Origin of the sequence: Streptomyces sp. NPDC014894 (genome assembly GCF_043080985.1) — a bacterium.
Lineage (GTDB): Bacteria > Actinomycetota > Actinomycetes > Streptomycetales > Streptomycetaceae > Streptomyces.
In genome coordinates, this window is record NZ_JBIBWD010000003.1 from 282580 (window position 1) to 308954 (window position 26375).

At 73.9% G+C, this 26375-nt stretch carries 20 protein-coding genes and 1 tRNA gene; 14 read left to right on the plus strand and 7 right to left on the minus strand.

The window, feature by feature from the left end:
* Positions 1-37 precede the first annotated feature (37 nt).
* A complete protein-coding gene (locus ACF089_RS09185; RefSeq protein WP_392024749.1) occupies positions 38-1627 on the plus strand; it encodes a flavin-containing monooxygenase in 1590 nt (529 codons plus the stop codon).
* Between the two features lie 133 nt (positions 1628-1760).
* Here ACF089_RS09185 and ACF089_RS09190 read toward each other — a convergent pair whose 3' ends face one another.
* Positions 1761-2681 (minus strand): diiron oxygenase, encoded by a 921-nt coding sequence (locus tag ACF089_RS09190; RefSeq protein ID WP_392023966.1) that lies wholly within the window; start codon positions 2679-2681, stop codon positions 1761-1763.
* Between the two features lie 198 nt (positions 2682-2879).
* On the opposite strand from ACF089_RS09190, the gene ACF089_RS09195 reads away from it, so the two are divergent.
* Positions 2880-4730: an acyl-CoA dehydrogenase gene (locus ACF089_RS09195; RefSeq protein WP_392023969.1), complete on the plus strand. Its 1851-nt coding sequence runs from the start codon at positions 2880-2882 to the stop codon at positions 4728-4730.
* Positions 4731-4964: 234 nt separating this feature from the next.
* Here ACF089_RS09195 and ACF089_RS09200 read toward each other — a convergent pair whose 3' ends face one another.
* Complete coding sequence (locus tag ACF089_RS09200) at positions 4965-5774, minus strand: SAM-dependent methyltransferase (RefSeq protein ID WP_392023971.1); 810 nt, start codon at positions 5772-5774, stop codon at positions 4965-4967.
* 254 nt (positions 5775-6028) lie between these two features.
* On the opposite strand from ACF089_RS09200, the gene ACF089_RS09205 reads away from it, so the two are divergent.
* The 3 genes from ACF089_RS09205 (at position 6029) to ACF089_RS09215 (ending at position 9393) form a co-directional block, all read left to right on the plus strand.
* On the plus strand, positions 6029-7468 hold the full coding sequence (locus tag ACF089_RS09205; protein ID WP_392023974.1) for a glycosyltransferase 87 family protein: 1440 nt from the start codon (positions 6029-6031) through the stop codon (positions 7466-7468).
* On the plus strand, positions 7428-8576 hold the full coding sequence (locus ACF089_RS09210; RefSeq protein WP_392024752.1) for a glycosyltransferase family 4 protein: 1149 nt from the start codon (positions 7428-7430) through the stop codon (positions 8574-8576). Before ACF089_RS09205 ends, ACF089_RS09210 begins: the two co-directional genes overlap by 41 nt.
* Before the next feature lie 259 nt (positions 8577-8835).
* A complete protein-coding gene (locus tag ACF089_RS09215) occupies positions 8836-9393 on the plus strand; it encodes a flavoprotein (protein WP_392023977.1) in 558 nt (185 codons plus the stop codon).
* A gap of 257 nt (positions 9394-9650) precedes the next feature.
* On the opposite strand, the gene ACF089_RS09220 is transcribed toward ACF089_RS09215, so the two are convergent.
* A tRNA-Arg gene (locus ACF089_RS09220) sits at positions 9651-9723 on the minus strand.
* Positions 9724-10031: 308 nt separating this feature from the next.
* Between ACF089_RS09220 and ACF089_RS09225 the strand changes: the two genes are divergently transcribed.
* The 8 genes from ACF089_RS09225 to solA all read left to right on the plus strand — a co-directional run bounded on the left by ACF089_RS09225 (position 10032) and on the right by solA (position 20358).
* On the plus strand, positions 10032-11636 hold the full coding sequence (locus ACF089_RS09225; RefSeq protein ID WP_392024754.1) for a dynamin family protein: 1605 nt from the start codon (positions 10032-10034) through the stop codon (positions 11634-11636).
* Complete coding sequence (locus ACF089_RS09230; protein WP_392023980.1) at positions 11633-13639, plus strand: GTPase; 2007 nt, start codon at positions 11633-11635, stop codon at positions 13637-13639. The genes ACF089_RS09225 and ACF089_RS09230 overlap by 4 nt, the downstream gene beginning before the upstream one ends.
* 256 nt (positions 13640-13895) lie before the next feature.
* Positions 13896-14477 (plus strand): single-stranded DNA-binding protein, encoded by a 582-nt coding sequence (locus ACF089_RS09235; RefSeq protein ID WP_392023983.1) that lies wholly within the window; start codon positions 13896-13898, stop codon positions 14475-14477.
* Between the two features lie 244 nt (positions 14478-14721).
* Positions 14722-16218 carry a Cys-Gln thioester bond-forming surface protein gene (locus ACF089_RS09240; protein ID WP_392024757.1) on the plus strand — a complete coding sequence of 499 codons (1497 nt, stop codon included), beginning with the start codon at positions 14722-14724 and terminating at the stop codon, positions 16216-16218.
* Positions 16219-16360: 142 nt separating this feature from the next.
* A complete protein-coding gene (gene ettA, locus ACF089_RS09245) occupies positions 16361-18025 on the plus strand; it encodes an energy-dependent translational throttle protein EttA (RefSeq protein WP_392023986.1) in 1665 nt (554 codons plus the stop codon).
* A gap of 16 nt (positions 18026-18041) precedes the next feature.
* Positions 18042-18503 carry an acyl-CoA thioesterase gene (locus ACF089_RS09250; RefSeq protein ID WP_392023989.1) on the plus strand — a complete coding sequence of 154 codons (462 nt, stop codon included), beginning with the start codon at positions 18042-18044 and terminating at the stop codon, positions 18501-18503.
* Positions 18500-19180 (plus strand): hypothetical protein, encoded by a 681-nt coding sequence (locus tag ACF089_RS09255; RefSeq protein ID WP_392023991.1) that lies wholly within the window; start codon positions 18500-18502, stop codon positions 19178-19180. The genes ACF089_RS09250 and ACF089_RS09255 overlap by 4 nt, the downstream gene beginning before the upstream one ends.
* A gap of 23 nt (positions 19181-19203) precedes the next feature.
* Entirely contained in the window at positions 19204-20358 is a 1155-nt protein-coding gene (gene solA, locus ACF089_RS09260) for an N-methyl-L-tryptophan oxidase (protein ID WP_392023994.1), read from the plus strand.
* A 27-nt stretch (positions 20359-20385) separates the two neighbouring features.
* Here the strand turns inward: solA and ACF089_RS09265 are convergent, their stop codons facing one another.
* Positions 20386-20790, minus strand: coding sequence for a globin (locus ACF089_RS09265; RefSeq protein WP_392023997.1), 405 nt, complete (start codon positions 20788-20790; stop codon positions 20386-20388).
* A 225-nt stretch (positions 20791-21015) separates the two neighbouring features.
* Between ACF089_RS09265 and ACF089_RS09270 the strand changes: the two genes are divergently transcribed.
* Positions 21016-22020, plus strand: coding sequence for a methyltransferase domain-containing protein (locus ACF089_RS09270; RefSeq protein ID WP_392024000.1), 1005 nt, complete (start codon positions 21016-21018; stop codon positions 22018-22020).
* Here ACF089_RS09270 and ACF089_RS09275 read toward each other — a convergent pair.
* The 3 genes from ACF089_RS09275 to ACF089_RS09285 form a co-directional block, all read right to left on the minus strand.
* Entirely contained in the window at positions 22017-23315 is a 1299-nt protein-coding gene (locus ACF089_RS09275; protein ID WP_392024003.1) for an FHA domain-containing protein, read from the minus strand. The two genes, ACF089_RS09270 and ACF089_RS09275, sit on opposite strands and share 4 nt — an antisense overlap.
* A gap of 103 nt (positions 23316-23418) precedes the next feature.
* Positions 23419-24777 carry a VWA domain-containing protein gene (locus ACF089_RS09280; protein WP_392024005.1) on the minus strand — a complete coding sequence of 453 codons (1359 nt, stop codon included), beginning with the start codon at positions 24775-24777 and terminating at the stop codon, positions 23419-23421.
* 128 nt (positions 24778-24905) lie between these two features.
* Positions 24906-26375: a PP2C family serine/threonine-protein phosphatase gene (locus ACF089_RS09285; protein ID WP_392024008.1), complete on the minus strand. Its 1470-nt coding sequence runs from the start codon at positions 26373-26375 to the stop codon at positions 24906-24908.

Sequence of the window (26375 nt, forward strand, 5' to 3'; positions counted from 1 at the left end):
GCCGACGGTGAGCGGCGGCGAGGAGCAGGGGGAAGCGGTGCGGGGTACGGCGGGCGGTTCGGGCGGACGGCATGTGCGGGTGGCGGTCATCGGCGCCGGGTTCAGCGGACTGGGAGCCGCGGTCATGCTCAGGCGCGGCGGCCACCGGGACTTCGTCGTCCTGGAGCGGTCCGCGGGCGTCGGCGGCACCTGGCGGGACAACACCTACCCGGGCTGCGCCTGCGACGTCCCCTCCCATCTCTACTCGTACTCCTTCGCCCCCGGCGCGGAGTGGTGGCCGCGCACCTTCTCCGAGCGCCAGGACATCCGCCTCTATCTGGAGACCGTGGCCGACACCGAGGGCGTACGGCCCCATCTCCGGCTCCGCCAGGACGTCCGCGCCGTCCGCTGGAACGAGGCGCGGCTCCTCTGGGAGATCGCCTCGTCCGGCGGCGACTGGACGGCGGACGTCGTGGTCTGCGCGACCGGCCCCCTCTCCGCGCCGTCCGTCCCGCCGGTCCGGGGTCTCGGCTCCTTCCCCGGCCCGGTGTTCCACTCCGCCCGCTGGGACCACGGCGCCGATCTGCGCGGGAAGCGCGTCGCGGTGATCGGCACGGGGGCGTCCGCCGTCCAGATCGTGCCCGCCCTGGCCGCCACGGCGGCCGGGATCCGCCTCTTCCAGCGGACCCCGCCCTGGGTGCTGCCCCGCCCCGACCGCCGGGTGACCGAGCTGGAACGCCGGATGTACCAGAGGTTCCCGGCCGCGGCGGTCCTGCGGCGGGGAGTGCAGTGGGGCGTACGGGAGCTGGTCACCCATGCCTTCACCCGCTTCCCGCGAGCGCTGTCGGGGTACGAGGCGCTGGCGCGGGCGCATCTGCGGCGCGCGGTCAAGGACCCGGAGCTGCGGGCCCGGCTGACGCCGGACTACCGGATCGGCTGCAAGCGGATCCTGCTCTCCAGCGACTACTACCCCGCGCTCGCGCTGCCCCATGTCGACGTCGTCGCCTCCTCGCTGGACGAGGTGCGCGGCTCGCGGCTGATCGCCGGGGACGGCACGGCCGTCGACGCCGACGCCATCGTCTTCGCGACCGGCTTCAAGGTCACCGACCCGCCGATCGCCGACCGGATCGTGGGGACCGGCGGGGCGACGCTCGCGGAGGCGTGGCGCGAGGGGGAGGGGATGCGGGCGCTGCGCGGCGCGACCGTGCCCGGCTTCCCCAATCTGATGATGCTGCTCGGGCCCAACACGGGCCTCGGCAACACCTCGATGGTGCTGATGATCGAGTCCCAGCTGGCCTATCTCCTGGACTATCTGCGGCTGCTGGAGCCGCGGGGGCCGGGGGAGGGGCGGATTCCGGGGGAAGGGCGGGGCCCGGGGGAGGGGCGGGTCGCGCTCGACCCGCTCCCCGAGGCGCTGCGCGCGTGGAACGAGGGACTCGACGCCCGGCTCGGCCGCAGCGTGTGGAACACCGGGGCGTGCGTGAGCTGGTATCTGGACGCCGACGGGCGCAATACGACGCTGTGGCCCGGGTCGACCCGGCGGTTCCGGCGGGCGGTGCGCCGGGTCGACCCCGGGGAGTACGCCCGGCTCACCGGGAGCGGGGCGGACGACGCCGCGCCGGAGGTGCCGGCGAGGGCGGTCCCGTAGGACCGAAGGGCTCGGGGCGGCGGTCGGCGTGAGCGGCGTGAGCCGGGCGGGCCGAGCGGTCAGGACGGCGGGCCCGCGGTCGCGGCGGTCACGGTCGTCGCGGGGGTGCGGTGCTCGTGCGGAGGCGCGGTGGTCACAGCAGTCCCGCGGAGCGCCAGACCCGGCGGCCCCGGGCGTCGAGCGCGCCCACCTCGCCGAGGAAGTCGGTGAGCCGCCCGGCCCCCTTGCGGAGCACTTCGCGCCGGTGCTCGCTGGACCGGGCCTGCGCCACGGCCTCGCGCCGGTCGATTCCGCACTCCGGGTACACCATCGGGTTGACGAAGACGCGTGCGAAGGCCCGCGCCAGCTCGGCGGTGACGGTACGGGTCACCCGCAGCTCCAGCCGGCCCGCCGCCGCCATCTGCCGGCGCAGCTCCTCCCGCGCGTACCGCACATGGCGCGCCTCCTCGATCACATGGATCCGGGTCACCCCGCGCACCAGGGGCTGCACCCGCTCGTCGCAGAAGGCGAGCCGCTGCATCCAGTCGATGACCTCTTCGCAGAGCAGGGTGAATACCAGTGAACAGGCCGTGTTGGAGCAGGATTTGAAGACCCGGGTCAGATTCTGGGCGAAGGGCGCGACGGGATGGACGGGAGTGCCCGACTTGGTGAGAAATCGGGCGAACATCATCGAGTGCCGGCACTCGTCCGCGATCTCGGTCAGTGCATAGCGCACATGCTTGCTGGTGACCGGCTTGTCGTAGATGTGCCGCAGCAGCAGTTGCATCACCACGATCTCGAACCAGATGCCGATCGAGGCGAGTGAAGCGCTTTCGACGCGGGCGAGCCGGTGGCGCTGCTCGTCGGACATCTCCCGCCAGAGGGGAGTGTCATAGAGGGAAATCAGCTCCGGTGGCCAGAACCATTTGCCGTCCTCGAAGGGGGCGTCCCAGTCGAGTTCCCGGTCGGGGTCGAGGGAATGCCGGAGACTCGCCTGGAGAAGGCGCTCCGCGACCTCCTCCCGGTCCTTCAGTGCGAGCCGTCCTGTCGGGGGGCGAGGCGTCTTCGAGGTCACGATGATTCCTTGAATAAGTCGTACAATCTGACCTGATGGCCAACTGGTTGAGTAACCGGCCGCCATCCGGCAAAGATCTTTATATCGCCCAAGGAAGACCGTTTCGCCCGCTCAGCCTCATGGCGGCGACTTCTTCCGGCATGGAAGCCCGATGATCACTCAAACGAGCGACAGTCTCGATGGTGACCAGGACAACCCATGATCGTTGAGAGGGCCGTGTTCACCCATGCCGACACCCCAGCCTATGCCCGTGCCGACATCTCGGCCGACGCCGTCGAACCGGCGCCGCCCGCCTGCCGTGAACTGACCGCCGTACTGTTTGACGACGGCCCCGCCGAATCCCATTCACGCTGGCGCAAAATCATCTCGACAGACCCCTTTCGATTCCGTCCGGAGCTGCGGACCGAGGAGCGCTGGGAGTTGTCATATGCCCGGCTGCGTGCCTTCAACGAGGAAATCGAAGCCCCCGAAGAGCTGGCCCGCGACGCACGCGGCCTCGCCGCGATGCACGAATGGGCCGCGGTCGTCGACGGAGCGCTCGCCACGGTGGCCGGAATTCACTACAACCTCTTTCTCGGCAGCCTGATTGATGACCATTCAACGGAGCGCGATCTCGCTCCTTTCCTGAGTCTCACGCGTACAGGAACGTTCCTGTGCACGGAGCGCGCCCACGGAAATGACGCCGCCGCCCTGGAAACGACGGCCGTTTACGACCGCCGTGCCAATGGCTTCGTCCTCCACACCCCGGGCGAGGGCGCGCAGAAGTACATGCCCAACACCAGCGCGGCGGGCGGCCCCAAGTCGGCGGTGGTCGCGGCCCGGCTGCTCGTGGACGGCCGGGATCTGGGCGTCTTCCTCTTCCTCACCCCGCTGACCGACGACAACGGCCCGCTGCCCGGGATCACCGTCGAGCGCCTCCCCGAACGCGTCGGCAGCCCGGTCGACCACTGCGTCACCTCCTTCGACCGGGTGCGGCTGCCCCGTACCGCCCTGGTCCAGGGGGCGCACGGCCGGCTGCTGCCGGACGGGTCCCTGCGCAGCACCGTGGGCAGCCCGCGCAAGCGCTTCCTGCGGGCCATCGGCCGGGTCACCGCGGGCAAGCTGTGTATGAGCGCCAGTACGCTCGGCGGCTGCCGGGCCGCGCTGGCCATCGCCGTCCGCTACTCCTACACCCGGCACATCTCCGGTCCCACCGCGGGCACCAGGGTCCCGCTCGCCGCCCACCGCAGCCACCACGCCCGGCTGCTGAGGTCCCTGGCGACCGCCTACGCGATGACCTTTCTGCACCGGTCCGTCACCGAGGCCTGGGTCGGCCACGAGCCGGCCGACCGCGACCGGGTGGAGCGGCTGGTGGCCGTCGCCAAGGGCTGGATCACCTGGCAGGCGCGCACCATCACCATCGAGGCCCGGGAGCGGTGCGGCGCACGGGCGCTGTTCCCCGTCAACGGACTCGCCGAGTTCCCGGCCAACGCCGACGGAGCCATCACCGCGGAGGGCGACAATCTCGCCATCTGGTGCAAGGCCGGCGCGGAGATGATCTTCGGCTACACCCCGGGCGAGCCCTCCGGCGACCGCACCGAGGCGTCCAAGTCGCCCAACGCCCTGCGGGACCCGTCCTTTCTGCGGGACCTGCTCGCCGACGTGGAGCGCCGCTGGCACCACCGGGCCCGGCTCAATCTCCGGTCGGGGCCGTCGGGGGACTCCCTCGGCCGCTGGAACAACGCCTCCGGGGCCGCCCTCGAACTCGTCGAGACCCATGCCGTCCTCCAGGCCGCCGACGCCTTCATCGCCGCCCTCGAAACCGTCCCGCACACCGCGACCCGGGCCCTGCTCAGGGATCTGTGCGCGCTGTTCCTGCTGGACGCCGTCGCCCCGCGCGCCGGTGAGCTGCTGGCCGACGGGCACCTCAGCGCCCCTCAGGTACGGGCGCTGCCGGACGTCGCCGAGCGGCTGACGTCCCGGCTCGCCCCGCATCTGGGGCTGCTCGCCGAGGCCTTCGCCGTACCGGAGGAGCACCTCGCCGATCTGCCGATGCTGCACGCCACCTGAGCGCGCGGGACGCCCCGGGCGCCGGGCGGCGGCCGGGGGCCGGGGCCGTCCGGCAGGCGTCACCGTCGGCAGGCCCCCCGGGGCGCCCGCCCTCGCCCGCGCGGGCCGGACCGGCGTGCGCACCGTACGAACGGCCGTACGAACGGCCGTGCGCGGGGCGGGCCCCGGCGGCGTCCCGAGCGCCGGGGCCGGCCGCCGTCGCGGGGGCCTCCGCGGTCACGGGGACGGCTCCCGTCAGGGTTTGCGCGCCACCGCGCCGTACATCGCGACGTCCCGGTCGTCCGGCGGGGTCCCGCCCGGGTCGGGACGCCAGTGGTGCACCTGGCGCAGCCCCGGCCCGACCATGTCCAGACCGTCGAAGAACGCCTCGGCCGCCGCGCGGTCGCGCAGCACCATCGGCATGCCCTGGCGCTCGTACTCCCGGGCCACCCGCCCGACCTCCTCGGGGGCGAAGTCGGCGGTGCCGATCGTCGCCGCGAGAAAGCTGCCCGGGGGGAGCGGGTCCAGCAGCCTGCGCAGCAGGGCGTGGTCGTCGGGCGGGGTGATGAAGTGCAGCATGCCGATCACCATGAGCGCCACCGGCTCGCGCGGATCCAGCAGCTCCCGGAACTCGGCGGACCCGGTGATCGCGTCCGGGTCCCGCATGTCCGCGTCGACATAGGCGGTCCGGCCCTCCGGCGAGCTGGTCAGCAGCGCCTGCGCGTGGGCGAGGACGATGGGGTCGTTGTCCACATAGACGACGGAGGCGTCCGGCCGCTCCCGCTGGACCACCTCGTGGAGATTGGGGGAGGTCGGCAGACCCGTGCCGATGTCCAGGAACTGACGGATCCCCTCCTCCCGGGCGAGATGGCGCGCCGCCCGGTGCATGAACTCCCGGTTGGCCCGCATATGGACCGGGAGCGCGGGCCACTGGGCGCACATCGCCCGCCCGGCCTCGGCGTCCACCGGATAGTGGTCCTTCCCGCCCAATATGCAGTCGTACACCCGGGCCGAGTGCGCCCGGCCGGTGTCCACCCGGTCCGCCGCCCGCCTCTGGTCGGTCATCCGCCAACTCCTTCCGATCCGGCCGTGACCGGGAAGTGTAGGCGGCCGTGCGGCCGTCCCGGCGCGGCCGGGGGAGTCGTCCGACGGACTCCGTTCCCGGCCCCGGACCGCTTCGGGGCGTCACCTCGGGGTGTGACGCCGAGTCCCTCCGTCATACCGGGGGTTGACGCCCACGATCACATCCTCGGGTGACGACCCGCGCCCCGCCTCGCTCGCAGACTGCAACGCGGCTCACGAGGAGAGGAGGGGACCGGATGAACACGGATCGGCGCATCGGCCTCCGTACGGTTCGGAGGTTCTGTACGGACCCGATGGACCTGTCGGACCCGATGGACCCGTCGGCCCCGACGGGCGTGGTCGAAGCGCCGGTCGGGCCGCCCGGGACGGCGACCGCCGGGGCCGGGCCGTACGGGGAGCCGCGCGGAGGCCCGCGGGCTCCCGTCCTGCCCCGCGCCCCCGCCGCACCGCGCGAGCCCCGCCCCTGGAACGCGCTCGGCTGGTCCGCCTGTTCGGCCGCCGCCCTGCTGCTGTCGCTGCTGTCCAGCCTGCCCCCGCACCGGTTCTGGGGCGGCTGCGCCGCCGTCGGCTACGCCCTCGCCGCCCTGCTCGCGCACCGCGCCCACCGCGCGGCGGCGCTCGTGGCGGCGGCCGGCACGGTCCTCGTACCCCTGACGATCCTCGCCGCGCGGGGCGTCTCCCAGCTGGAGGTCGATGTCGTCGAACGCTCCGGAGAGCTTCTGCTCGGCACCGGCAGTCCCTATGTCGCCGAGCCGCTCGACCGGCCGGACTACAACCCCTATCTCCCCGGCATGGCGCTCTTCGGCCTCCCCCGCGCGCTCCTCGGCCCCACCCCGCTCGCCGACGCCCGCTGGTGGTTCGCCCTCGTCTTCCTCCTCGCGCTGGCCGCGTCCGCCCGCGTCGCCGCCCGGCCGAGCCCCGGCCGGTCCCCCTCCTCCGGTCCCCGGACGGCGCGTGCCCTGCTGTGCGCGGCGGCCTTCCCGGCGGTCGCGCTCCCGCTGGCCGTCGGCGGGGTCGATCTGCCGGTCATCGGCCTGATGTGCCTGGGACTCGCCCTGGCGGCAAGGGGATCGAGCGGCCGGGCCGGGCTCGCCGTCGGCGCGGCGGCGGCGCTGAAGTGGACCGCGTGGCCCGCGCTCCCCGTCGTCGCCGTCCTGCTGTACGCGACCCGGGGCCGCCGTTCCGCGCTGCGCGCCGCAGCGGCCGCCGCCGGCGTCCTGCTCGTCACCGCCGTGCCGATCGCCCTGGCCGGCCCGCGCGCCTTCGCCGAGCACCTCGTGCGCTACCCGCTGGGCGAGGGCCGGGCCTCCTCGCCCGCCGCCAGCCCGCTGCCCGGACAGCTGCTGGCCGCCCATGTCCCGTACGGCTCCGCCCTCGCGGTCGGCGCGCTGGCGGTCGCGGCCGCGGCCCTCGCGTACTCCCTCGTCCGCCGCCCGCCCCTGACCCTGCTCGCCGCCGCCGACCGGCTGGCCCTCGGACTCGCGGTGGCCATGTGCGCGGCCCCCGCCACCCGCTTCGGCTATCTCGTCTACCCGCTCGTCCTCTTCGCCTGGTTCCGCCTCGCGGCGGCCCGGCGCCCCGACGGGCCGAAGCCGCCTCCCGCGCACGCCCCGACCATCCGCCCCCGTACGACCTCTGGCAGGCACCGTGTCCCGCACCCTGATCGTCACCAATGATTTCCCGCCCCGCCAGGGCGGCATCGAGACCTTCGTCCACGCGATGGCCGTCCGCTTCCCGGACGACGAGGTGGTCGTCCACACCTCCGCCACCCCCGGCGGCGAGGCCTTCGACGCCGGTCTCCCCTTCCCCGTCGTCCGCGACCCGGCCAGGACGCTGCTGCCGACCGGCGCGGCCACCCGGCGGACGGCGGAGCTGATCCGGCGGCACCGCTGCGACAGCGTCTGGTTCGGCGCGGCGGCCCCGCTCGGCCTGATGACGCCGGCCCTGCGCCGCCGTACCGACGCCCGAATATTCGTCGCCACCACCCACGGCCACGAGGTGTGGTGGGCCCGAACCCCCGGCGCGCGGACGCTGCTTCGGCGGATCGGCGACCATGTGGACACCCTCACCCACCTCGGCGGATACACCCGGGAGAAGATCGCGCACGCGGTCGGCCCGGCCGCCGCCGCCCGGATGCGGCGGCTCACGCCGGGCGTGGACGCGGCCGTCTTCCAGCCGCACGGCGACCGCTCCGGGACCCGCGCCCGATACGGCCTCGGCGAGCGCCCGGTGGTGCTCTGCGCCGCCCGGCTGGTGCCGCGCAAGGGGCAGGACACTCTCATCCGGGCGCTGCGCCAGGTCCACCGGGCCTGCCCCGACGCGGCCCTGCTGATCGTCGGCAGCGGTCCGTACGAGCGTGAACTGCGCGCGCTCGCCGCCGCCGAGGGCGTGCGGGACTCCGTGGTCTTCGCGGGCGGCCACCCCCACGGGGCGATGCCGTCCTTCTACGCGGCGGCGGACGTCTTCGCCATGCCCTGCCGCACCCGCCGGGCCGGACTGGAGGTGGAGGGCCTCGGCATCGTCTTCCTGGAGGCCGCCGCCGCGGGACTCCCGGTCGTCGTCGGCGCGTCGGGCGGCGCGCCCGACGCCGTGCGGGACGGCGAGACGGGGTACGTGGTGGACGGGCGCGACTCCGGCGCGGTCGCCGCTCGGCTGCTGCTTCTGCTGGAGAACCGGGAGGCGGCCCGGGAGATGGGGCGGAAGGGGCAGTCGTGGGTCCGCGCCGAGTGGGGCTGGGACCGGCAGTACCGCACGCTCGCCGGCCTCCTCGGCCGGGACCGCTGACCGCCCCCGGCCGGTCCCCCCGGCTTCGGCGCGGCGGGTGGCCGTCACGGCGGCCCCAGGACGCGGGCCTTCGACGCGAGCCGCCTGCGCGGGCCGCCTGCGCGGGGTTTACGACGGCGCCCGCTCCCGTACCCGGAATGTCCGCCCCGGGCTGGGTAGATCAGCCGGTACGCCCCGCGGGGCGGCCCGGCGCGCCGGTCGCCGCACCCTGCCGGGGCGTACCGACCCCGACTGCCGACCACTGCCCCGGGAGCCCTGTGTGAGCGTTCAGCCGGACCGGCGGACCGAGAAGCCGTTCCTCTACATCGTCGTGTGCGCCGCCGGAATCGCGGGCGACGTCGACCGATTGATCACGTCCGCCCAGCAGGCCGGCTGGGAGGCGGGCGTCGTCGCCACCCCGCAGGGCCTCGGATTCCTCGACGCGCCCGCCGTCGAGGCCCGCACCGGATATCCGATCCGCTCCGCCTGGCGCGCGCCGGGCGACCCGCGCCCGCTGCCGCCCGCCGACGCCATAGCCGTGGCCCCGGCCACCTTCAACACGATCAACAAATGGGCCGCCGGGATCTCCGACACCCTGGCCCTGGGCATCCTCTGCGAGGCCCACGGCCTCGGCATTCCCATCGCGCTCCTGCCCTTCCTGAACGAGGCCCAAGCCGCGCACCCCGCGTACGCCGAGAGTCTGCGAAGGCTGCGCGGCATGGGCGTCCTGATCGGCTCGTACGAACCCCACCGCCCCAAGTCGGCCGAGGCCGCCGACCGCTTCCGCTGGGAGGAGGCCCTCGAACTGCTGGCTTCCGCCCCGCCGCCCCGCGCCTGACCGCCGCCGGGGCCGTGCCCGGGCCGATGTTCACACCGTATTCGCGTACGGGGCCGCCGCCCCCGCGCCCGCACCCCTGACGGACCGCGCGCGGGCGTCTGGAGGACGCCGGGCCGAAGGGTCCCGCCGGGAGCCGGGACGCCGCCCGCGGTGCTCCCGGGGCGCGCGCCGGCCCGGGAAGGCGCTTGGCCCAGCGGGCCGCGCATCGCGGAAGGGGAGGGAGGGGACCAGCGTCAGTGCTGGTCAGATGGGAAGAGCGCCCCCGGCAGGACTCGAACCTGCGGCCAAGCGCTTAGAAGGCGCCTGCTCTATCCACTGAGCTACGGGGGCCGATGACTGGCCGCGGCTGCCGGAACCCGCGGGTCCGTGACCTTGCCGGGACAAGGATAGGGCTCCGATTGCCTTGACCTCATTGCTTCACCTCCGTGGCACGATGTGGAGGTTCGGTGAAGCGAACCGATAATCGCAGGCGAGTGCGATTTCCGCACCGCTTTTGGCGGCCGGGGCCCCGGGTGTTGTGCACTCGTTATGCCTGTGCCCCACTCATCCCCTCTGCCCCTTGTGTCCGACCGGCGCGCAGACAAGCTCATACGCTTCAAAAAGCCGCCAAAGTTAGGCATTCTTCGCATGTGGTGACCTTGGATGCACGGCCTCAGCTGATCGACGCACTAACCGCCCTGCGCGACCGTGTCGCCGCCGTGCGTCTCCCCCTGCCGCTCCCCGGCGCGCCCCGGGCCCGTCAGACACGGGTCGAGCTGCTCGCGCAGCTCGACGACTACCTCGTGCCCCGGCTCACGGATCCCGCCGCCCCGCTGCTCGCCGTCGTCGGCGGATCCACCGGAGCCGGGAAGTCCACTCTCGTCAATTCCCTGGTCGGACGGCGGGTCAGCGAGGCGGGAGTGCTGCGGCCCACCACCCGCACCCCCGTACTCGTCTGTCACCCCGACGATCACCACTGGTTCGCCGAGATGCGGGTGCTGCCCCACCTCACCCGGGTGTGGCTCCCGCGCCAGGACGACACGGAGGACGCCGACGCGGCCGATGAGAACACCCCCGAAGGGGGGAACCGGCTACGGATCGAGAAGGCGTCCTCCCTGCCCAGGGGCCTCGCCCTGCTCGACGCCCCCGACATCGACTCGCTGGTCGTGGAGAACCGGCTGCTGGCGGCCGAGTTGATCTGCGCGGCGGATGTGTGGGTGATGGTGACCACCGCCTCCCGTTACGCGGACGCCGTGCCGTGGCATCTGCTGCGTACCGCCAAGCAGTACGACGCGACCCTCGTCACCGTCCTCGACCGGGTGCCCCACCAGGTGATCAACGACGTCTCACGGCAGTACGCGGCCCTGCTCACCAAGGCCGGTCTCGGCGAGGTGCCCCGCTTCACCATCCCGGAGCTGCCCGAGTCCGCGGGCGGAGGCAGCGGGCTGCTGCCCACCACCGCCGTCGCCCCCCTCTTCGGCTGGCTCGCCCACCGGGTCCAGGACCCAGCGGCCCGGCAGCAGGCCATCGGGCGCACGGCCACCGGAGTGATCAATTCCCTCAATGCCCGGATGCCGGAGCTGGCGGCGGCCGTCGCCGGGCAGTACGCCGCCGCCGTACGGCTCATGGGGGTGGTGGAGGAGGCGTACGACGGCGAGCGGGAACGGGTGGACCGGCAGCTGAGGGCCGGTGCGGTGCTCGCCGGCGACGCCCGGACGCGCTGGCGCGGCTTTCCGCGCGACAGTTCGGCGGGTGAGTTGCTGGATTCGCTGGTCGGCAGCCTCTGCGCGCTGGTGCAGTGCGCCGTCGCCGCCGCCGACGAACATGTCCACGATGCCTGGCGGCGGGAGCCCGGGGCCGGGGCGATCACGCTCAGGGGACGGCTGGACCTGGAGGCCGCCGAGCGGATCGGGATGGCCGTCCGGCGCTGGCGGCGCGAGCTGGAGGAGCTGGCCGACGAGGAGGTCCGCAAGCTGGAGCTGCACGCCGCGCCCGACCCCGAGACCGTCGCCGCCCTCGTCGCGACGGCCCTCCTCGGCGGCCGGCGGGCCCGAGGGGCCGGGGAGCAGCTCGCCGAGCGGATCGGGGCGCAGGGGGCGCTGAGGCTGCGCGACCGGGGCGGCGAGGTGCTCACCGCGTACATCGACGGCGTGCTGCACAGCGAACGGGACCGCAGGCTCGCCCCCCTCGACGCCCTCGACGTCTCCCCGGAACCGCAGGCCGAGCTGATCGCCGCCCTGTCCGTACTGCAGAAGGTGAGGTGACGGCGGTGACCGCCATCACGGGCGACGAGAACCGGGCCCCGGGGCGGGCCGGCGAGCGGGCGGAGGAGGCTGCCGCCCCCGGCCCCGAGGGGGGCGGGACCGGGAGTCCCGCGGAAGCGGCCGGTCCGCAGACCCCGGAGGCGGGACCGGACCTCGGATCCGGCCTCGGGGCCGACCCCGGACCGGACCACGGACCGGACGCTGGGACGGACCCCGGGGCGGCGGTCGGATCGGGGCCCGCACCGGAGCCCCTCCCCGGGGAGCCGGGCGTCGCCCAGCCCCGCGAGTCCGGCGAGGGCCGGTCCGGCGGCGGCTGCTGGGACGACGGGCTGATCGCCCGGCGCTCCGGCGGCCGGGAGCGCAAGGACCCGGCCGCGGAGCCGGAGGAGGGCGACGCGCACGTACCCATCGGCGGCACCTACGGCGGACCGCTCCGCACCCGTCTCGACGCGCTGCGGGAACTCGTCGGCCTCTCCAGCGCCCGGGTCGAGAGCGACACCCTCGCCGAGGCCGGCCGGGTGCTCGACGAGGCCTCCGCCCGCCAGCGGCTCTCCTCCCGGCACACCGTCGTCGCCATCGCGGGCGCCACCGGCAGCGGGAAGTCCACCCTCTTCAACGCCCTCGCGCAGGTCCCCCTCTCCGAGACCGGACTGCGCCGGCCCACCACCTCCGCGCCGATCGCCTGCAGCTGGTCCGAGGGGGCCGCCGGACTCCTCGACCGGCTCGCCATCCCCCCTCGGCTGCGCCGCAGACCACTCGCCGGAGGCGCCGACGAACTCTCCGGACTGGTCCTCGTGGATCTGCCCGACCATGACTCCGCCCTGGTCAGACACCGTGAACAGGTGGACCGGGTGCTCGCGCTGGTGGACGCGGTGATCTGGGTGGTCGACCCCGAGAAGTACGCGGACGCCGCTCTGCACGAGCGCTATCTGCGGCCCCTCGCGGGCCATGCCGAGATCACCTTCGTGGTGCTGAACCAGATCGACCGGCTGCCGGGGGACGCCGCCGACCAGGTCCTGGACGATCTGCGCAGACTCCTGGACGAGGACGGCATGGCGCTCGGCGAGCACGGCGAGCCCGGCGCGACCGTACTGGCGCTCTCCGCGCTCACCGGCGAGGGCGTGGACGAGCTGAGAGACGTCGTCGGCGCGTTCGCGCAGGAGCGGACCGCCCCCGCCCGACGGCTCTCCGCCGACGTGGACGCGGCGGCGGCCGGACTCCGCGCGGCGTACGTCGCCGAGGGCCGCACCGGCCTGGACGAGCGCACCCGCGACGACTTCGCGGCCCGGCTCGCCGAGGCCGTCGGCGCGGAGGCGGCGGGCGAGGCCGCCGAACGGGAGTGGCGCAGACACGCCATCAGGGCCTGCGGAACCCCCTGGCTGCGGCTCTGGCGCTGGTACGAGCGCAAACGCACGCCCGGGAGCGGGGTCCGGCCGGCGCTCGCGCCGGTCGAGGAGGAGCTGACCGCCCGCCAGCGCGTCGAACAGGCGGTGCGCACGGTCGCGGACGAGGCCGCCGCCGGACTGCCCGCGCCCTGGGCGCAGGCGGTCCGCGAGGCGGCCGTCCGGGGCGCGGACGGCCTGCCCGAGGCGCTGGACGAGCTGGCGGTGCGCGAGGCGGCGGCGACGGGCAAACGGCCGCTGCGCCCCGCCTGGTGGCCCGCCGCCGTGCTGGCGCAGATGTCGATGACGGTGCTCCAGGTGTACGGGGGGCTCTGGCTGGTGGGACAGATCGCCGGGGTCCTGCGGCCGGGGCTGGTGGTCCCGGCGCTGCTGATGGCGGCGGGGATCGTGGGCGGGCCGCTGCTGGAGTGGGCGTGCACGGCGGCCGTACGGGGGCCCGCGCGGCGGTACGGGCAGGACGCCCGGCGACGGCTGCGGGAGGCGGCGGCGGGGTGCGGCCGGGCGCGGGTGCTCGATCCGGTCGCGGGAGAGCTGATGCGGTACCGGGAGGTGCGGGAGCAGTACGCGACGGTGGCGGGGAGGGGGCGCGGGAGGGGGTGAGGGGCGCTTCGGGCGGCCGCGTGGGCGGTCGGCCGCGACCGCGAGGGGCGCGGGGGCGCTCGGGGCGCGGGCCACTGCCTGTTGCCCGGCACCCGTCCCCCGTCGTCCGTCCCCCGTCGTCCGTCCCCCGGGAGGGTGACGGAGTTTTCCACAGCCGGGCGGCGGTCCACAGGCCCCGGCGGGATCCGGCGGGCCGGTCCAGCATGGAGATCGGCCGGCAGGGAGCCGGGCGGAGCGGACGGGGAGGTGGCCGCCGATGAACGACACGATGGTGACGGTGGTGGGCAATGTCGCCACGCAGGTGGATTACCGGGAGACGGCGACCGGCGGGATGGCGCGGTTCAGGGTCGCGGTGACGCCGCGCCGCTGGGACCGGCAGCGGGAGAGCTGGACGGACGGACGCACCAGCTTCTACACGGTCTTCGCCTGGCGGACTCTCGCCGCGAATCTGGCCGGATCCCTTTCGGTGGGCGATCCGGTCGTGGTGCACGGCCGGTTGAGAGTGCGGGAGGAAGAGCGGGAGACCTCTCATGACGACTCACGGGGCACATCTCCCGGCACATCGGACGGCGGAGTTCAGCGAAGGACTTTCGTGGACATCGAGGCCGTGTCGGCGGGCCACGATCTGACGCGCGGCACCTCGGCATTCCGACGAGTGGCGAGGGGAGCACCGAATGTGACGGAGCGGCAGCCGGAACAGCCGGGCCACGCGGAACAGCCGGGGGAGACGGCGAATGCGAGGCCGGCGGACGAGTGGGCGGGTCATCACGCGGGGGTGGCCGCGGCCTCTCCCGGAGGCTCGGAGGACGCCGCCGGGATGGCCGCTCCACCCTTCTGAGCAGGGCATCTCCGGGTATCACGGTGTGGAGATTTGTCGATACGCAAAGGGGGATTCGGCGACGCGGGGGCCTTCGGCGATAACGATTACGAGTCGGAATGCTTGTCCGACGGTATGACGGGGGACTGGGCCGTTCGGCCTCTCTAGGATTTCCCGTATTCACGGGGCACTTGAGTCTGTCGGCGAGGCACTTCCCCCATGCGCCACACGTGAACGCACACCGCACATGAGCAGGGGAAGCGGCATGGGCATCCGCGTACGCGAGCACGTGGTACACGCGAATGCGCCTCGCCCGGAGGGGAATTCTGTGTTGTCGAAGTTGGCTGCGTCCGCCGGACGCGGGCGGGGGAGCGCGCGCCGTCTGACGGCCGCGGTCCTGACGGCGGGTCTCGTCGCGGCGGGGGCCGCGGCCGGGACGGGTACGGCCGCGGCCGACGACGGGCCGCAGCACCGGGTCGGCGCCGCCGCGACCCTCGACGGGCTCAAGACGTTCGACCGCGCGGTGCTCCGCGCGAACGGCAAGAGCCACCCCATCCCCGCCGGCCTCTTCGAGATGACCGTCGACGGCGGCGGCCGGCTGAAGACCTACTGCATCGATCTCCACAACCCGACCCAGGTCCAGGCGAAGTATCTGGAAGCCCCCGGGAAGCAGACCTCGCTCGCCGCCAACCGCGACGCGGGGAAGATCCGCTGGATCCTGCGGAACTCCTTCCCCCAGGTGGACGATCTGGCGGTGCTCGCCGAGCGGGCCGGCACCGGCCCGCTCACCCAGAAGGCCGCCGCCGCCGGCACCCAGGTCGCCATCTGGCGCTATTCGGACGGCGCGGACGTCGACGCGCTCGACCCCGCCGCCGAGAAGCTCGCCGACTGGCTTCACGAGAAGGCCCGCGACGACGCCGAGCCCGCGGCCTCGCTCAGCCTGGAGCCGAGCACCGTCGCCGGGCGGCCGGGCGACCGGCTCGGCCCGGTGACCGTGCGCACGGACGCGGACCGGGTCTCCCTCTCCCCGCCTGCGGACGCCGCGGCCAGCGGGATCAGGGTCACCGACGCGAAGGGCAGGCCCGTCGCCAGCGCGGTCGACGGCGCCGAGGTCTATCTGGAGGTGCCCGCCGACGCCCCCGACGGCTCGGCCGCGCTCACCGCCCACGCGATGACCTCCGTGCCGGTCGGCCGGACCCTGACCTCCACCACCCGGAGTCAGGCCCAGATCCTCGCGGGCTCCAGCGAGTCCACCGTCTCCGCGACCGCCGGCGCGACCTGGGCCGCGAAGGGCGCGATACCCGCCCTCTCCGCGCGGAAGAACTGCGCCGCGGGCGGCGTCGACGTCACGGCGGTCAACGCCGGCGACGCGCCGTTCACCTTCGAGCTGGCGGGCGCCGAGCACACGATCCCGGCCGGGCGGTCGCGGACGGTCACCGTCCCGGTCGGCGAGGACCAGCCGTACGACTTCACCGTCACCGTGCCCGGAGGCTTCAGCAAGAGCTTCAAGGGCACGCTGGACTGCCGTATCACCGGGCTCGCGGCCCCCGCCTCCTCCCGGGCCTCCGCCACGGAGACCCCGGTCTCCCGGATCGCCCCCGCCTCGGCCGGGGGATCCTCCGCGGGCCTGGAGGGGGACCTCGCCGCGACCGGCGGCTCCGGCGCCACCCCGATGATCACGGGTATCGCGATCGTCCTGGTCGTCATCGGCGGCGCCGCCGTCTTCTTCCTGCGCGGGAACAAGCCCTCCCCGAAGGAGTGACCGCCCCTCGGCGCACGGTGACCGCCCCCGCCGTGCGCCCCGCCCCGCGCCCCTTTGCCCCGCGACCGGTTTCCATCGGGGGATGGACGTCAGGCAAGATGGGGTGTATCTGCCCACTCACTCATCTGCCGGACGGTTTCTCTTGGCTGAGTACATCTACACGATGCGCAAGACGCGCAAGGCGCACGGCGACAAGGTCATCCTCGATGACGTGACGCTGAGCTTCCTGCCCGGTGCGAAGATCGGTGTGGTCGGCCCCAACGGCGCCGGTAAGTCCACCGTGCTGAAGATCATGGCCGGACTGGAGCAGCCCTCCAACGGCGACGCGTTCCTGTCGCCCGGCTACACCGTCGGCATCCTGCTCCAGGAGCCGCCGCTGGACGAGTCCAAGACGGTCCTGGAGAACGTCGAGGACGGCGTCGCCGAGATCAAGGGCAAGCTCAACCGGTTCAACGAGATCGCCGAGCAGATGGCGACCGAGTACACCGACGAGCTGATGACGGAGATGGGCAAGCTCCAGGAAGACCTCGACCACGCCAACGCCTGGGACCTCGACGCCCAGCTGGAGCAGGCGATGGACGCGCTCGGCTGCCCCCCCGGGGACTGGGCCGTCACCAACCTCTCCGGTGGTGAGAAGCGCCGCGTCGCCCTCTGCAAGCTGCTGCTGGAGGCCCCCGACCTGCTGCTGCTGGACGAGCCCACCAACCACCTGGACGCCGAGTCCGTGCAGTGGCTGGAGTCGCACCTCGCCAAGTACGCCGGCACCGTCGTCGCCATCACCCACGACCGGTACTTCCTCGACAACGTCGCGGGCTGGATCCTGGAGCTGGACCGCGGCCGCGCCATCGGCTACGAGGGCAACTACTCCACCTACCTGGAGTCCAAGCAGGCCCGGCTCAAGGTCGAGGGCCAGAAGGACGCCAAGCGCGCCAAGCGGCTCCGCGAGGAGCTGGAGTGGGTCCGCTCCAACGCCAAGGGACGGCAGGCCAAGTCCAAGGCCCGTCTGGCGCGTTACGAGGAGATGGCGGCCGAGGCCGACAAGATGCGGAAGCTGGACTTCGAGGAGATCCAGATTCCCCCGGGCCCGCGTCTGGGCAGCATCGTCGTCGACGTGGAGAACCTCTCCAAGGGCTTCGGCGACAAGCTCCTGATCGACAACCTCAGCTTCACCCTGCCGCGCAACGGCATCGTGGGCGTCATCGGCCCCAACGGCGCGGGCAAGACCACGCTCTTCAAGATGATCCAGGGGCTGGAAGAGCCCGACGCCGGATCGATCAAGGTCGGCGAGACGGTCAAGATCTCCTACGTCGACCAGAGCCGCGCCAACATCGACCCCAAGAAGTCCCTGTGGGCCGTGGTCTCCGACGAGCTGGACTACATCAACGTCGGCCAGGTCGAGATGCCGTCCCGCGCCTATGTCTCGGCGTTCGGCTTCAAGGGCCCGGACCAGCAGAAGCCCGCGGGCGTGCTCTCCGGCGGCGAGCGCAACCGGCTGAACCTGGCGCTCACCCTGAAGCAGGGCGGAAACCTCCTGCTCCTCGACGAGCCCACCAACGACCTCGACGTGGAGACGCTCTCCTCCCTGGAGAACGCGCTGCTCGAATTCCCCGGAGCCGCCGTGGTCGTCTCCCACGACCGCTGGTTCCTGGACCGGGTCGCCACCCACATCCTCGCCTACGAGGGCGACTCCAAGTGGTTCTGGTTCGAGGGCAACTTCGAGTCGTACGAGAAGAACAAGGTCGAGCGCCTCGGCCCGGACGCGGCCCGTCCGCACCGCGCCACCTACAAGAAGCTCACCCGAGGCTGAGGGGCTGAGGACACCCATGGCCCGGCACCTCTACCGCTGCCCTCTCCGCTGGTCCGACATGGACGCCTTCGGGCATGTCAACAACGTGGTCTTCCTGCGCTATCTGGAAGAGGCGCGGATCGACTTCATGTTCCGGCTCCAGCCGGGCGACGGCTCGCCGTCGTTCTCCGGCGGGTCCGTCGTGGCCCGCCACGAGATCGACTACGTCCGGCCGCTGGTCCACCGCCACGAGCCGGTGACCGTCGAGTCATGGGTGACCAGAATCGGCGCGGCCTCCCTCACCATCGCGTACGAGATCAAGGACGAGGCCGGGGACGCCGAGGACGGCGAGGGCTCCGCACAGGTCTATGTGCGGGCCTCCACCGTCGTGGTGCCCTACGACCTGGAGGCGGGCCGTCCGCGCCGGATCAGCGCCGAGGAGCGTGCCCACCTCCAGCGGTATCTGCCCGCCGTGGAAGAGGGCGCTCTCGTCGCATGACCGTGCCCGTGCGCAGTCTGTACTTCGCCGACGCGAGGGAGGCGGAAGATCTCACCGCCTTCCTCGCCCGGCTGCTCCACTACGACCGCGCCGCCGCGGTGCGTCTCCAGGCCGGCGGCCCCGAGGGGCCGCAGGCCGGGCTCGCCGTCTTCGGCCGCCCGCCCTCCTTCGAGGTGCTCGCGATCCGCACCGCCCGGCTCGGGCACCCGGCCCTGCTCGATGTCACCGTCTCCGCCGGTGAACTGCTCGACAGCGTCACCGGGGCCGAGTTCACCCTGCCCGGCCCCGTCACCGGCCCGCCGTGGACCGGTGTGCTGCCGCCCCGCGGCGGCTGGCGGGAACTCCCCGGGCTCCCCGGGACCGACGCCATGCGCGACACCGTCGCCGCCTCCGTCGCCGAGTTCCGCTCCCGCGACGAACAGCTCCCCGCCGAGCACCGCACCCGCGCCGAGCGGGACCGTATCGGCCGGGAGATCTGGTCCCGCACCCTCAGCGACACCCCGCTGCCCCTGCGGGCCGTGCACGCCGCCCACTCCCTCGGCTTCCTCCGCCCCCAGGTCCCGGTGGCGCTGCTCTCCGCCGGCTCCTGGCTCCGGCTGCGCACCCCCTTCGGGTCCGTCGCCGTCCGGGTCGGCGGCCTGGGCGGGCTGAGCGTCGTCCCCACCCGCACCGGCTGACCACCCCCGGCGAAGGGAAGCCCATGACCTCCGGCTACGACGCGATCGTCCTCGGACTCGGCGGTATGGGCAGCGCGGCCGCCGCCCATCTCGCCGCCCGGGGGGTGCGCGTGCTGGGCCTGGAACGATTCGGACCGGTCCACCATCAGGGCTCCAGCCACGGCGGTTCACGCATCACCCGGCAGTCCTACTTCGAGGACCCGGCCTATGTCCCCCTGCTGCTCCGCGCCTACGAGCTGTACGACGAGCTGGAGCGCGAGACCGGCCGCGACATCGCCACCCTCTGCGGCGGGCTGATGATCGGCCGGCCCGAGAGCCGCACGGTCGCGGGGGCCCGGCTCTCCGCCGAACAGTGGGACCTGCCGCACGAGATGCTCGACGCCCGGGAGCTGCGCCGCCGCTTCCCGACGCTGACCCCGGCCGACGACGAGGTCGCGCTCCACGAGGCGAGGGCCGGACTGCTGCGGCCGGAGAACACCGTCGCCGCCCATCTCGAACTCGCCGCCCGCCACGGCGCACAGCTGCGCTTCGAGGAGCCGGTGACCCGCTGGGAGCCCTACCGCGACGGCGTACGGGTCCACACCGCGCAGGGCGCCTACCGCGCCGACCGGCTGATCGTCTGCCCCGGCGCGTGGGCGCCCGAACTCCTCGCCGACGTCGGGGCGCCGATCACCGTCGAGCGGAAGATCATGTACTGGTTCCGGCCGAGCGGCGGCATAGGACCGTACCGGCCGGAGCGCCACCCGATCTATGTCTGGGAGGACCCGGACGGAATACAGGTGTACGGCTTCCCCGCCATCGACGGGCCCGACGGGGGCGCGAAGGTCGCCTTCTTCCGGGACGGCGGCGTCTGCACCCCGCAGACCATCGACCGCACCGTCCACGACCATGAGGTCCGGGCGATCGCCGACTATCTCGGCCCCCGGCTGCCCACCCTGCCGGGGAGCTTCATCAAGGGGGTGACCTGCATGTACTCCACCACCCCCGATGAGCACTTCGTGATCGCCCGGCACCCGCGGCACCCCGAGGCCGTCACGGTGGCCTGCGGATTCTCCGGGCACGGCTTCAAGTTCGTGCCCGTGGTCGGCGAGATCCTCGCCGATCTGGCGCTGGAGGGCGTCACCCGCCATCCCATCGGCCTCTTCGACCCCGGCCGCTTCGCCGCCCCGCCCGGCTGACCCGCGCGCCCCTCGGGGAGATCCCCGTCAGCCGGCGGTGTTCACCATCGAGGCGGCGGCGTAGACGAGGTACTTCCACAGCTGTTCCTCGTGCTCCGGGGCCAGCCCCAGCTCGTCCAGCGCGTCACGCATGTGCTTCAGCCACGCGTCGTGCGCCGCCCGGTCCACCGGGAACGGAGCGTGCCGCATCCGCAGCCGAGGGTGGCCGCGGTTCTCGCTGTAGGTGCGCGGGCCGCCCCAGTACTGCATCAGAAAAGTGGCGAACCGGTCCTCGGCGGGGCCGAGGTCCTCCTCCGGATACATCGGCCGCAGCAGCGGATCGTCGGCGACGCCCTGGTAGAAGCGGTGAACCAGGCGTCGAAAGGTTTCCTCGCCGCCGACCTGTTCGTAGAAGGTCTGCTCCTGGACGGTGCCGCGCGGAATCTCAGTCACCCCTCCATCGTCTCAGACGCACCGGCGGAGGACCGAGGGCCTAGGACCATCGGACCACCGGCCCGGACCGGCCCCCGCGAGGGTCCGGCGAGGGTCCGGCGAGGGTCCGGCGCGGGGGCGGACGGGGGCGGACGGGGGCGCACGGCGGACGGACCGGGCACGGACCGGGGGACCCGCACGGCCCGGCTGCTCGCGCGGCGGGCGGCGCCGCAGCACAGTGGAGACATGGCCACGCATCTGGAACGCTACGCCGAGCCCGCCGCCGAGGCACGGCGGTCGATGGTGCGCCTGATCGCGGCCGACGGCTCGCTGACCGACCCGGCCTGGCGGCGGGCCTTCGAAGACGTCCCCCGCCACCTCTTCGTCCCGTACTACTTCGTCAACGGCGTCGGCGGCTACGAACGGCTCTGGTGCGAGGACCCCGACCCCGTGCGCCGCGAGCGCTGGCTGCGCGGGGCGTACTACGACGGGCCGCTCGCCACCAGGGTCCGCGACGGCGAGCTGATCTCCTCCAGCAGCCAGCCGTCGCTGATGGCCCGGATGCTCCAGGCGCTGGAGGCGCGGTACGGGGACACCGTGCTGGAGATCGGCGCGGGCACCGGATACAACGCGGCGCTCCTCTCCCACCGGCTCGGCGACGAGCGGATCACCACCGTCGACATGGAGGCCGAGATCACCGACTCCGCGCGGGCGCATCTCGCCGCCGCCGGATACCGCCCGGTCGTGGTCACCGGCGACGGGGCGCGCGGCTGCCCGGAGCGCGCCCCCTTCGACCGGATCATCGTGACCTGCACCCTGCCGTACATCCCGTACGACTGGCTGGCGCAGTGCCGGCCCGGGGCCCGGATCCTCGCGCCGCTCTCCACCGGGCTGATCGCGCTGACGCTCCGGGACGACGAGCGCGGCGGACGGATCGCCGAGGGGCGCTTTCTGCGGTCCTCGGCGTACTTCGTCTCGCTCCGGGGCAGCGCGGCCGCCCCGAGGCGGCGCGCCGCCGCGCTGCCCCGCCGGGTCCTGGACAGCGATCTCTTCCGGTTCCTGCTGACGCTGACCGCGGACAGCCTCGATCCGAGGGAGGCGCTCGCGCTCTGGGAGCGCGAGCGCCGGCCCGGGCGGGAGCGCTTCGGGGTCACCGTCGGCGGCGGCCGCCAGTGGGCCTGGCTGGACGATCCGGCGGGGCCGTACGTCTGGCCGCTGGGCCCACCGGAAGCCCCGGAAGAGAGGCCCTAGCCGCGGCGGACCGTGATCGTGGTCCAGGCGCCGACATGGACCCGGTCGCCGTCGTTCAGCGAGACCGGGACATACGGCTGGATCGGCTCCTCGGCCCCGTTGAGCGTGGTGCCGTTGGTGGAGTTCTGGTCGACGACCGCCCAGGTGCCGTCGGGCTGCTGCACCAGCACGGCGTGCTTGTGCGAGACGCCCGGGTCCTCCGGCGGCACCGAGAGGTCGATGTCGGGGGACTCCCCGGTCGACTGGCGGCGGCGGCCGATGGTGATCTGGGTGCCGGTGAGCTGAAGGTGCTGCTCGGGGGAGTACGCGGGCAGATTGAGGCCGCTGGCGTCGGGACCGCTGCGCTGCATCATCGCCATGAAGTACTCGCGGTCGGGCGCGATGACGGCGGTCCAGTTGTCGGCCGACGGATACGACGGCGGCGACTGGTGCTGTCCGGGGGCCGAACCGCTGTCGTCGTGCCGCCCCGGCCCCTGGGGGAACGGGGAGTCCCCTCCGGCCTGCGGGAACTGGTGCGGGGCGGGCGGCGCGCCCTGGGACGGCGGGGAGATCATCCAGTCGTCCACCGCGCTCTGCTGCTGGGGCTGCGGCGGGGCGGACTGCTGATGGAAGCCCTGCGGCGGGCCGGACCTGCCCTGCCCGGGACCGCCGGGCTGCCCGGAGCCCCCGTGCTGGCCGGGACCGGGGCCGCCGTGCTGGCCCGGACCGCCGTGCTGACCCGGTCCCTGCGGGAAGGGCGAGGGCGGTCCCGGCGGGAACGGCTGCCCCGGGCCGTCGCCGAGCGATTCGGCGGGGCGGTTCAGCTGGGAGGGCCGGGAGCCCTGGTAGTCGTAAGGGTCGTGCCCCTGCGGACCGCCGGGCCGGCCGTGCTGCTGCGACGCGCTCTGCTGCGCCGACTGGCCGTGCTGCGGCGGTGGCCCCTGGTGGCCGTGCGGACCCCGGGGCCCGGGCGGCGGCGGGGGCGGCTGGTTGGTGAAGCCCGACGGCAGGTTCAGCCCGGGGGAGGGGGCCTGCGGCACCGGGGCGATCGGCGTGTACGACGTCGCCGTGTGGGTCAGGAAGTTGTACCGGCACTCCTCGCAGAACGGGGCCATGGCCTCGCGCGGGGTGCGGCACTGCGGGCACAGCTCCGCGTGGGCGGTGGCGTGCGGATCGCCGCCCGGGCCGGGGTAGCCGTACCCGGGGGCGGGCGGCGGCGCGGACCCTGTGGGAGCGCCGGGACCGGCCATGCGGTGGCCGCAGACCTCGCACCAGTCGTCGGAACCCGACTGGTGTCCGTTCGGGCAGGTCGGCATGTCGGCGCTTCCCCCTCTCCTCGTCCGGCCCGGGGGCCGTCTCACCTCTGTCGTACGTCTCTCGTACGCCGTCGCTCGGCGGCCTCGGTCGCGGCGGAGGCGACTACTTCTTCACCCGGACCGTTCTCGTGGACCGTGTTTCGAGCGTCATCTCATCGGCCTCGGCGACCTTGGCCTTCAGTCGCACAGTACCTGTCGCCGCGTCGACCACGTCGACCACCTTCGAAAGCAGTTTCGCAGTGTCCTCGTTCCCGGAGACCTGCGCCAGCTGCACCGCGCGGCCCAGCTTGGCCGTGGCTCCGTCGTAATCGCCCAGTTTGCGGGCATCCAGACCTTGTTGGATGACTTGGGCCAGTTCTGCCTGACCGGTGTAGTGCGCCACCTGGGGATTGATCGAGGTGGAGGCGGCCATGTCGTCCGTCCATATCGCCCTGATCAGACCCTGGGAGAGCACCTCGGGCGTCCCGCCGTCCGGAGCCGGGACGATCAACGAGGCCCGGGCCGCGAGCATCTCCTGTCCAATGGACGCCTCCGGCACCCGGACGCAGACGTGATAGTCGCGGGACTCGTCGCCCCAGGATCCGGTCGGATAGTCCCCGGCCCGCGGGCCCGCCTCCGTCCGTCTCCCGGTCAGCTCCGTGACGGAGGGGGCCACCTGCTTGACGAACCTGATCTCCACCCCGACCGGCGTCCACAGCCGCAGCGCGACGTCCGCGACCTCCTTGCCCATCGCGTTCTCCATCATGGCGGTGAAGTCGGCCGCCAGCTGGGCCGGATCGGCCACGATGTCCGCGGTGCCCAGCAGCGCGGAGGCGATCCCGGTGACCTCCTTGACCTCCCAGTCGGTGCCCACCCCGCGGGCGTCGCAGGTGAACCGCCCCGCGACGGCGGCCAGCGCCGAGCGCAGCGCCTCGGGCGACTCGTGCTCATTGCGGCCGTCGGTCAGCAGGATGCCGTGCCGGATGTCGCCCGCGGAGGCCGCGAGCAGCCGGTCCGCCAGCCCGAGCCAGGTGCCGATCGCGGTGCCGCCGCCCGCGCTGAGACGCCGCAGCGCGCTCTTCGCGTCGCCGCGGGTGTGCCGGTCGGCGATCGCCAGGCGTCCGCCGCCGGGATAGACCTCGACGGCCTGGTGCGTCCCCGCGACCACGGCGAACTCCACCCCGTCGCGCAGGGTGTCGATGGCGGCGGCGGTGGCGTCCCGGGCGTTGCGCATCTTGGTCGGCGGATAGTCCATGGAGCCGGAGCAGTCCACCATGATCACCACGGCCGCGCCGGGCGCGGGCGCGGGGATCCCCGCCGGCGACGCCGAGACGCCCCGCAGCGGAACGCCTCCTGTGGTGCCGCCGCCGGTGGAGGTGACGGTCACGATCGCGTTCACCTCGCGGCCGCCCTCGGGCAGATACTCGTTCTGATACACCTCGACCGAGAACCTGGGCACCTGGGACTTGGAGAAATTGGCCATCTGCTGGACTCCTTGAAGGCTCCGCTCGGGGAGATCTGGACAAGTCCGGGCTCATGCCCCGTCGCGGGCGCCTCCCCCGTCACGGGCGCCCGGTCGCTCTGTGCGGGCATCGTGCCCCGGTGTGCGCGTCAAGCCCGGTGATAGGCGCCGTGGGACGACTCCGCCCCCTGCCGCGCCACCGCGAACGGCAGCACCGCCACCGTCACATTGTCGTGGCCGCCTCCGTCGAGCGCGTGCCCCACCAGCACCTGGGCGCTGTGCAGGGGCCGTTCGGCGGCGTCGGCCGGGATCGCGCGGGCCATCTCGTCGGGGCCCTCCGCGTAGTTCCACAGACCGTCGGTGCAGACCACCACCACCCCCGGACGGTCCGGTTTGAAGGCGGCGGTGTGCGGCTCCAGTTCGTACGCGTCGGCGCCCAGCCAGCCGGTGATGGCGTGGGCGCGCTCGTCCGCGTACGCCTCCCGCTCGTTCATCAGGCCGGCGGCCACCATCTGGGCGGCCCAGGAGTCGTCCTCGGTGAGCCGGGCGGCGGGGCCGCCGCGGTCGTCGGGGACCCAGTAGACCCGGCTGTCCCCGACCCAGCCGACGATCAGCAGCCCCCCGGCGGAGATCGCGCCGACGATCGTGCACGCGGGCGCGTTCAGCTGGTGGTGCGGGGCGGGCTCCGCCGGATCGGCCGCGGGCGTCCGGTCGGCCAGCGCGTCCACGGCGGCGGCGGCCGCGACGATCGCCTCCCGCATGGCCTGCTGGGGGTGGGTCCCGCGCGGCAGCGCGGCGAGCAGCAGCTCGTTGGCGGCCCCGGCGGCGGCCAGTGACGCCTCGTCGGGGCGGGTCGCCGAGGAGACGCCGTCGCAGACGATCGCGACCACGGCGGGCGATCCGTCCGGCAGCGCGGTGGTGGAGATCGCGAACGCGTCCTCGTTGCGGTGGTGGCGCAGTCCCCGGTCGCTCACGGCGGCCACGGGGCCCAGCTCGCGCTCCATGTGGTCGCGTTCCTTCGGCTGCGCGTGGCCGCAGTTCTCGCAGTACCCGTCGGGGTCGACCCGGCCGGAGCGGCAGGCCACACAGACCTTGCCGGCGCTCGGCGCGGCGGGTGCGGGCGGTGCGGGGACCGCCGCGACGCGCGGATCGGCGGCGGGGGGCTGCGGCGCCGGCGCCGGGGTCTGGGCCGGCGGCTGCGGCGCGGGCAGCGCGAAGTCCCCGGTCTCCCCGGGGGCCCCGCCGGGTCCGTAACCCCCGCCGGGCCCGTGCTGCCCGGCGACCCCGGGCCCGTACGCCTCCCCGCCCCCGGGCGCGTACCCTTCGGCGGCTCCCGGCTGCCCGGCGGCCCCGGGCTCCCCCGTGGACCGGGGCGGCTCACCGGACGGCGGCCGCCCGGCGGCCCCCGCCCCCGCCCCCGCGCCCGCCCCCGGCGCGCCGGGAGCCCGCCACTCGGGCGGCACGGGAATGGCCAGCGTCGGACGGTCCGGACCCGGCGGCGCGGCGGCGGCCGACAGGTCGTGTCCGCACGCGCCGCAGAAGCGGTCGTCCTCCTCCATCGGCTCCGCGCAAGCGGGGCACGGCGACCCGGCGGCCGGCCGGTGCATCTGCGACGACAT

Bases quoted from the DNA above. Each gene is read 5' to 3' on its own strand.
- solA (WP_392023994.1), top strand. From the start codon at position 19,204: ATGACCTCCGGCTACGACGCGATCGTCCTCGGACTCGGCGGTATGGGC.
- ACF089_RS09270 (WP_392024000.1), top strand. From the start codon at position 21,016: ATGGCCACGCATCTGGAACGCTACGCCGAGCCCGCCGCCGAGGCACGG.
- ACF089_RS09235 (WP_392023983.1), top strand. From the start codon at position 13,896: ATGAACGACACGATGGTGACGGTGGTGGGCAATGTCGCCACGCAGGTG.
- ACF089_RS09255 (WP_392023991.1), top strand. From the start codon at position 18,500: ATGACCGTGCCCGTGCGCAGTCTGTACTTCGCCGACGCGAGGGAGGCG.
- ACF089_RS09285 (WP_392024008.1), bottom strand. From the start codon at position 26,375: ATGTCGTCGCAGATGCACCGGCCGGCCGCCGGGTCGCCGTGCCCCGCT.
- ACF089_RS09200 (WP_392023971.1), bottom strand. From the start codon at position 5,774: ATGACCGACCAGAGGCGGGCGGCGGACCGGGTGGACACCGGCCGGGCG.
- ACF089_RS09250 (WP_392023989.1), top strand. From the start codon at position 18,042: ATGGCCCGGCACCTCTACCGCTGCCCTCTCCGCTGGTCCGACATGGAC.
- ACF089_RS09205 (WP_392023974.1), top strand. From the start codon at position 6,029: ATGAACACGGATCGGCGCATCGGCCTCCGTACGGTTCGGAGGTTCTGT.
- ACF089_RS09195 (WP_392023969.1), top strand. From the start codon at position 2,880: ATGATCGTTGAGAGGGCCGTGTTCACCCATGCCGACACCCCAGCCTAT.
- ACF089_RS09280 (WP_392024005.1), bottom strand. From the start codon at position 24,777: ATGGCCAATTTCTCCAAGTCCCAGGTGCCCAGGTTCTCGGTCGAGGTG.
- ACF089_RS09275 (WP_392024003.1), bottom strand. From the start codon at position 23,315: ATGCCGACCTGCCCGAACGGACACCAGTCGGGTTCCGACGACTGGTGC.
- ACF089_RS09240 (WP_392024757.1), top strand. From the start codon at position 14,722: ATGGGCATCCGCGTACGCGAGCACGTGGTACACGCGAATGCGCCTCGC.